7 protein-coding genes and 1 pseudogene are annotated in these 6,466 nt (G+C 63.7%); 7 read left to right on the top strand and 1 reads right to left on the bottom strand.

Features of this window, described 5'->3' with window-relative positions:
* The 7 genes and pseudogenes from QZY48_RS15355 to QZY48_RS15325 all read left to right on the top strand — a co-directional run.
* Positions 1–120, top strand: a pseudogene (locus tag QZY48_RS15355) (IS5/IS1182 family transposase); the annotation flags it as partial.
* Positions 121–165: 45 nt separating this feature from the next.
* Positions 166–1,026: a UbiA family prenyltransferase gene (locus tag QZY48_RS15350; RefSeq protein WP_295432325.1), complete on the top strand. Its 861-nt coding sequence runs from the start codon at positions 166–168 to the stop codon at positions 1,024–1,026.
* A 5-nt stretch (positions 1,027–1,031) separates the two neighbouring features.
* Positions 1,032–2,354 carry an FAD-binding oxidoreductase gene (locus QZY48_RS15345; protein WP_295432322.1) on the top strand — a complete coding sequence of 441 codons (1,323 nt, stop codon included), beginning with the start codon at positions 1,032–1,034 and terminating at the stop codon, positions 2,352–2,354.
* Positions 2,351–3,091, top strand: coding sequence for an SDR family oxidoreductase (locus tag QZY48_RS15340; RefSeq protein WP_295432319.1), 741 nt, complete (start codon positions 2,351–2,353; stop codon positions 3,089–3,091). The genes QZY48_RS15345 and QZY48_RS15340 overlap by 4 nt, the downstream gene beginning before the upstream one ends.
* Positions 3,088–4,047, top strand: a complete 960-nt coding sequence (locus QZY48_RS15335; protein ID WP_295432317.1) for an NAD(P)-dependent oxidoreductase — start codon at positions 3,088–3,090, stop codon at positions 4,045–4,047. Before QZY48_RS15340 ends, QZY48_RS15335 begins: the two co-directional genes overlap by 4 nt.
* Positions 4,048–4,061: 14 nt before the next feature.
* Entirely contained in the window at positions 4,062–5,348 is a 1,287-nt protein-coding gene (locus QZY48_RS15330) for an NAD(P)/FAD-dependent oxidoreductase (protein WP_295432313.1), read from the top strand.
* Complete coding sequence (locus QZY48_RS15325; RefSeq protein ID WP_295432310.1) at positions 5,341–5,787, top strand: GtrA family protein; 447 nt, start codon at positions 5,341–5,343, stop codon at positions 5,785–5,787. Before QZY48_RS15330 ends, QZY48_RS15325 begins: the two co-directional genes overlap by 8 nt.
* Before the next feature lie 3 nt (positions 5,788–5,790).
* Here the strand turns inward: QZY48_RS15325 and QZY48_RS15320 are convergent, their stop codons facing one another.
* Positions 5,791–6,282, bottom strand: coding sequence for a hypothetical protein (locus QZY48_RS15320; RefSeq protein ID WP_295432309.1), 492 nt, complete (start codon positions 6,280–6,282; stop codon positions 5,791–5,793).
* Positions 6,283–6,466 lie beyond the last annotated feature (184 nt).

The raw sequence follows: 6,466 nt of genomic DNA, 5'->3' as shown, positions 1-6,466 counted from the left end.
TGGAACGAGCGCGCACGCCGTTTGATCATGCACCATGATCGCCTGCTGTGCGTGTCCGAAGCCTGGGTCTGGCTCACTGAGGCGCGGATCCTTCTACGACGCATGACGACAACGACTTAATTTTGTCTATACCCTCTGAGCCGACGCGGGCCCCTCCTGTCACCCTTGCTCCGGGCCTTGCGACCGCACCAGTGGCTCAAGAACGCCCTGGTGTTTTTGCCCCTGCTGGCCGCCCATCTGTTCCTGGACCTGCACGCCATCCTGGGCGCGGTTGCGGCCTTCCTGGCCTTCAGTCTGATGGCCTCCGCCGGCTATGTGATCAACGATCTGCTCGATCTGGAGGCGGATCGCCAACACGCGCGCAAGCGACAGCGCCCCCTGGCCTGCGGCGACCTGCCCATCGGGCGGGGGCTGGCGCTGGCCGCGGTGCTGGTGGCGGTCGCCGCCGTGGTCGGCGTCTGGTTGCCGCCGCTGTTCCTGGTCGTCCTGGGCGCCTATTTCGCCGCCACCTTGGCCTACTCGCTGCACCTGAAGCGCCGGATGACCCTGGATGTGCTGACCCTGGCCGGTCTCTACACCCTGCGGGTGATCGGCGGCGCGGCGGCGATCGGCATACCCCTGTCGTTCTGGCTGCTCGCCTTCTCCATGTTCCTGTTCTTGAGCCTCGCCTATCTCAAGCGCTACGCGGAGCTCGAGTCACTGCGCCGCGACGGGGGCAACTGGGCATCCGGGCGCGGTTACGGGATCAAGGATTTGGAGTTGGTGCGGGGGCTCGGCATCCCCGCGGGTTACAGCGCGGTCATGGTGCTGGCCCTCTACATCAACAGTCCGGAGGTCCGGGCGCTCTACCGCCATCCGGAAATCATCTGGCTGGTCTGTCCGCTGCTCCTCTACTGGACGGCGCGCACCTGGTCCATCGCCCATCGCGGGCTCATGCACGACGACCCCTTGGTCTTTGCCATCGCCGATCGGGGCAGCCAGGCGACCCTCCTGCTGTGTGGCCTGACCCTGTGGTTTGCGCTCTAGAGCGGATGGCAGCGCACGCACCCTATCAGTCCTGGGGCCGCTACCCGCGGGCGTTGCCCGCGGGCTTGCGCTCCCTGCGTTTTCGCGATCAACCGCTGCCGCGGGTCGCGGGCAGCGTGCTGCCCTTCGGCAACGGCCGCAGCTATGGGGATAGTTGCCTGAACAACGGCGGCACCCTGCTCGCGACCCGGGGCTTGGACCGCTTCCTGGCCTTCGACCCCGGCACCGGGCTGATCCGCTGCGAGGCCGGGGTCCTGCTCAGTGAGATCCTGTCCCTGACGGTCGGCGGCGGCTGGTTCCTGCCGGTGACGCCAGGCACCCGCTACGTCACCGTCGGCGGGGCCATCGCCAATGACGTGCACGGCAAGAACCACCATCTGGCCGGCACCTTCGGTCACCAGGTCACCCGCCTGGAACTGCTGCGCAGCTCCGGCGAGCGCCTGCGCTGCGGCCCCACCGAACGGGCGGACCTGTTCGCCGCCACCATCGGCGGCCTGGGATTGACCGGCCTGATCACCTGGGCGGAGTTTCGGTTGAAGCGCATCGCCAATCCCTATGTCCAGGTGGAGCGGACACGCTTCGATCATCTGGACGGCTTTTTCGAGCTGGCCCTGGGCACGGACCGCGAACACGAATACACGGTGGCCTGGATCGATTGCCTGGCCTCCGGTCGGCGCCTCGGTCGCGGCATCTACCTGGCGGGGAACCATGCGGCGCCGACCTGCGAAGGCGCGCCCAGGCCGCCGGGCCGAGCGCCGTCAATCCCCTTCGACCCGCCCCTGTCGTTGATCGCCACGCCTACCTTGCGGGCCTTCAACGAGATTTTTTACCGCAAGCAGCCGCGCCGCCCAACGAACGGCGTGGAACACTTTGCACCCTTCTTTTACCCCCTGGACGGCATCGGTCAGTGGAACCGCATCTATGGCCCCAAGGGTTTTCTCCAGTATCAATCGGTCGTACCCATGTCCGTAGGCCGCGACGCCACCCGGGCGATGCTCGAGTGCATCGCAGGCTCCGGGCAGGGGTCTTTCCTCAGCGTACTGAAGGTCTTCGGTGACCGGCCGGCGGCCGGTCTGCTGTCCTTTCCCCGCCCCGGGGTCACGCTGGCCCTTGACTTCCCATATAAGGGCCGTGCCACACTCCGCCTTTTTGAAACCCTTGACACCCTGGTCGCGCAGGCGGGCGGGGCCATCTATCCCGCGAAGGATGCCCATATGTCCCCACGGTTGTTTGCCGTCGGCTACCCGCGGGTCGATGAATTCCGGCGCCACCTCGACCCGGCCTTCTCGTCGAGCTTCTGGCGACGGGTCACGGGAGCTGTCGCATGAGCACCCGGGTCCTGATCGTCGGTGCCACCTCCGCCATCGCCGAGGCGCTGGCCCGGCGCTATGCGTCCCAAGGGGCCACCCTGTTCCTGGCGGCACGCCACACCGAGCGGGCGGCGGCCATCGCCGATGATCTGCGGATCCGCGGCGCCGCCATGGTCGCGGTCGGGGTCTACGACGCGACGGTGCCGGACCGGGCCGAGGCCCTGGTCGCCGCCGCGTGGGAGGCCCTCGGCGGCATCGACGTGGCCCTGATCGCCCACGGGTCCCTGCCGGACCAGGCCGCCTGTGCCGCCAGTGCCGCGCTCACCCGGCAGGAGTTGGAGGTCAACCTGATCAGTGTCATCGACCTGCTGACGCCGCTTGCCAATCGGATGCAGGCCGCGGGGTGCGGCACCCTGGCCGTGATCGGCTCGGTGGCGGGCGACCGCGGACGCCAGAGCAACTATGTCTATGGGGCGGCCAAGGGCGCGCTCGCCATCTTCCTCCAGGGACTGGCCCACCGCCTGGCCCCGGCGGGGGTCCGGGTGCTGACCATCAAGCCCGGCTTCGTCGACACCCCTATGACGGCCGCCTTTCCCAAGGGACCCCTGTGGGCCAGCCCCGACCGGGTGGCGCGCGACATCCAGCGCGCCATCGCGCGCGGCGCGCGCGTCCTTTATACCCCGTGGTTCTGGCGTTGGATTATGCTGGTGATTCGACTGGTACCGGCAACCCTGTTCCATCGCACCAGGCTGTGACGCGCGCCCTTATGATCGGAAAGAACGACAAAATCGTCCTGACGGGCGCCGCCGGACTCGTTGGCCAGAACCTTGCCGTGCTGTTGCGCGAACAGGGCTACACCAATCTGGTCGGCATCGACAAACAACCGCACAATACCCGCATCCTGCGCGAACTGAACCCCCGCATGACCGTGGTCGAGGCCGATCTGGCGCGCCCCGGCGACTGGAGCGAAGCGCTGCGTGATGCCCGCGCCCTGGTGATGCTCCAGGCCCAGATCGGCGGCGCGGTCTACGCGGAATTCGTCGCCAATAATCTCACGGCCACCGAGACCATCCTCGCCGCCTGCCGTGCACACGGGGTCAGCTATATCGTCCACATCAGCTCGTCCGTGGTGAATTCTCAGGCGGTCGATTTCTATACCGAGACCAAGAAGGCCCAGGAACAGTTGGTCCTCGCGAGCGGCATTCCCTGCGTGGTCCTGCGTCCCACCCTGATGTTCGGCTGGTTCGACCGCAAGCATCTCGGCTGGCTGTCGCGCTTCATGCAGCGTTCCCCGGTCTTTCCCATCCCCGGGTCCGGACACTACATGCGCCAGCCGCTCTACAACCGGGACTTCTGCCGTATCATCAGCGCCTGTCTGGAGCGCCGGATCACGGGCGAAACCTACAACATCAGCGGCATGGAGGAGGTCGACTACATCGACATCATCCGCACCATCAAGGCCGTCAGCGGCAGTCGGACACGGATCATCCGCATCCCTTACCGGGCCTTCTGGTTCCTGTTGCGCCTCTATGCCGTATTCGATCGGAACCCGCCCTTCACCACCAAACAGCTCAAGGCCCTGGTGACCCCTGACCGCTTCGAGGTCATCCCCTGGGACCAACTGTTCGCGGTGCGCCGGACACCCTTTGCCGAGGCGATCCACGAGACCTTTACCGACCCGCGCTATGCGCAGATCACCCTGGAGTTCTAGCGGGTGCCGTCAACATGAAACAGGTTGCAGTCATCGGTGCCGGGGCCATGGGCCTGGCCACCGCCTATTTCCTCCAGCAACAAGGCCACCAGGTCACCGTCTTCGAGTCGGACTCGATCCCCGGCGGCATGGCCGCACATTTCGACTTCGCGGGTATTTCCATCGAGCGTTTTTACCACTTCGTCTGCAAGGCAGACCGGCCCCTGTTCGATCTGCTCGATCAAATCGGGCTGGGGGACGCCCTGCAGTGGCGCGACACCTCCATGGGGTTTTATTTCAATGGCACCCTCTACCCTTGGGGCGACCCCTTCGCCCTCTTGCGCTTTCCGGGGCTGGGGCTGATCGCCAAGTTGCGCTATGGGCTCCACGCCTTCGTTGCGACCAGGCGTTCCGATTGGTCCAGGTTAGATGGGCTACAGGCCGATCGCTGGCTACGTACCTGGCTGGGGGCAGAGGCCTACCGGGTGTGTTGGGAAAAGCTCTTTCACTATAAATTCTTCGAGTATCAGGAGCGGATCTCCGCGGCCTGGATCTGGACCCGCATCAAACGCATCGGGACCTCCAGACGCAGCCTGTTCCAGGAACAGTTGGGCTATATCGAAGGCGGCTCCGAAACCCTGATACGGCGGCTGGTGGAGCGCATCGATGACCAGGGCGGGACCATCCATTTGGGCACCCCGGTCCAGCGTATCGTCATTGCTGACGGAGCGGTGACAGGGGTGCTGACTCATGACGGACACCAGCCCTTCGACGCCGTGATCTCAACCATCGCCATCCCCTACGCCGCCGCGCTGCTCACCGACCTGCCGCCGGCGCTGCTCGCGCGCTACCAGGCCCTGCCCAACATCGGCGTGGTCTGCGTGGTGCACAAGCTCCGCAAGCCGCTGACGTCGCATTTCTGGCTCAACATCAACGATCCCCGGTTTGAGATCCCCGGGGTCGTCGAGTTTTCCAACCTGCGCCCCACCGGCACTGATCATATCGTCTACGTCCCCTACTACATGCCCCAGACCCACCCGAAATTCACCTGGACCGACGCCCGGTTCCTGGACGAAACCCGGCGCTATCTGCAACTGCTCAATCCCGACCTGAGCGCGAACGACTTCCTCGCCGCCCGGGTCGGGCGCCTGCGTTACGCCCAACCGGTTTGCGGACCCGGTTTCTTGAAGGACCTGCCGCCGCTCACCCCGGGGATCGCCGGATTGCAGGTAGCGGATACTTCCTATTACTATCCGGAGGACCGTGGGATCGCCGAGGGGGTGCGGCTGGCCAGAGCGATGGCCGACGCCGTCCATGATTGACCAGGAAGCCTCGGCAGTCACTATGCCTGCTGCCGGCAAATCCCGGCCGAGAAATGAATTTACACGCTTCTTGGTCGTTGGCACCGTCGCCGCCTTGGTAAATCTGATTTGTCGTTACCTACTCAATCCGGTGATGGGCTACAGCGCCGCGATCTTGCTTGCCTATCTGTGCGGAATGGTCACGGCCTTTATCCTCTCCAAGGCGTTCGTTTTCGCAGAATCGCCCCTGAGCACTACCACTGAATTCATGCGCTTTACGCTAGTGAACGTCGCCGCCGTGATTCAGGTTTGGGCGGTTAGTATCTTCCTCGCCGAATGGCTGTTGCCGCGGCTCGGGGCCATCACTTATGCCTATGACATTGCCCATCTGATCGGCGTGGCGGTGCCGGTGTTTACAAGTTATTTGGGACACAAGCACTTCAGCTTTTCACACCGATGAGACTCAGTGCCCGGGGGTAGACGCGCGGACCGGCGCAGTATCACGGGTATTGCAATCCGGGTGGATACCCTGCAATATAACGGCCTGTCCGAGCATTTCTTTTAGCAAATAGCCTTTAAACCCTGAGTCGCCCGCTCCGTCGATGCTGACGCCTGCGGAATCGGCGTATGAGTGCCCGGTTAAAGCGTATCCGACGATGCGATTGTCCGCGTTCAGTAGATGGATCGCCAAGGGCCGCACGCGGAAACCGGGGTGAAACGCCCAACCACTCACACGAACGTATCTGTCGTCGTCGGCGATTTCGACGGCGCTGTCCAGGCCACCTTGGCATGGCGCCAGTAGACCGCTGCGTTCAGTGGTTCCGATCAATTTCCGTGCATCCCTCAGCCTAAAATCCGAAAAAACTGAAGAGTTACCTGCTATGCTTGGCGCCGCGGCATCCATTGCATGCTCATAATCAGGGAAAATTTTTTGAATTTGCACGCGGTCCTTCACACCAAGTTCCAGCGCCAAGGCGGCGATGAATTTATCGAACAGATATAGTTAAACGCATAAATCCCTATATTCGATCCACGGTGTAAATTCATCAATCCAGCTTTTGGCATAGCTCATGGCTTTGCTTTCCTCGCTCCATGCATCAGAAATGATGAACTTAAGATGTTCTACTGAACAGATAAAG

The sequence above is a fragment of the uncultured Thiodictyon sp. genome (genome assembly GCF_903828115.1).
Classification (GTDB): Bacteria; Pseudomonadota; Gammaproteobacteria; order Chromatiales; family Chromatiaceae; genus Thiodictyon.
Note: the sequence above shows the minus strand (reverse complement) of the source record. Positions and strands in the feature narration are given on the sequence as shown.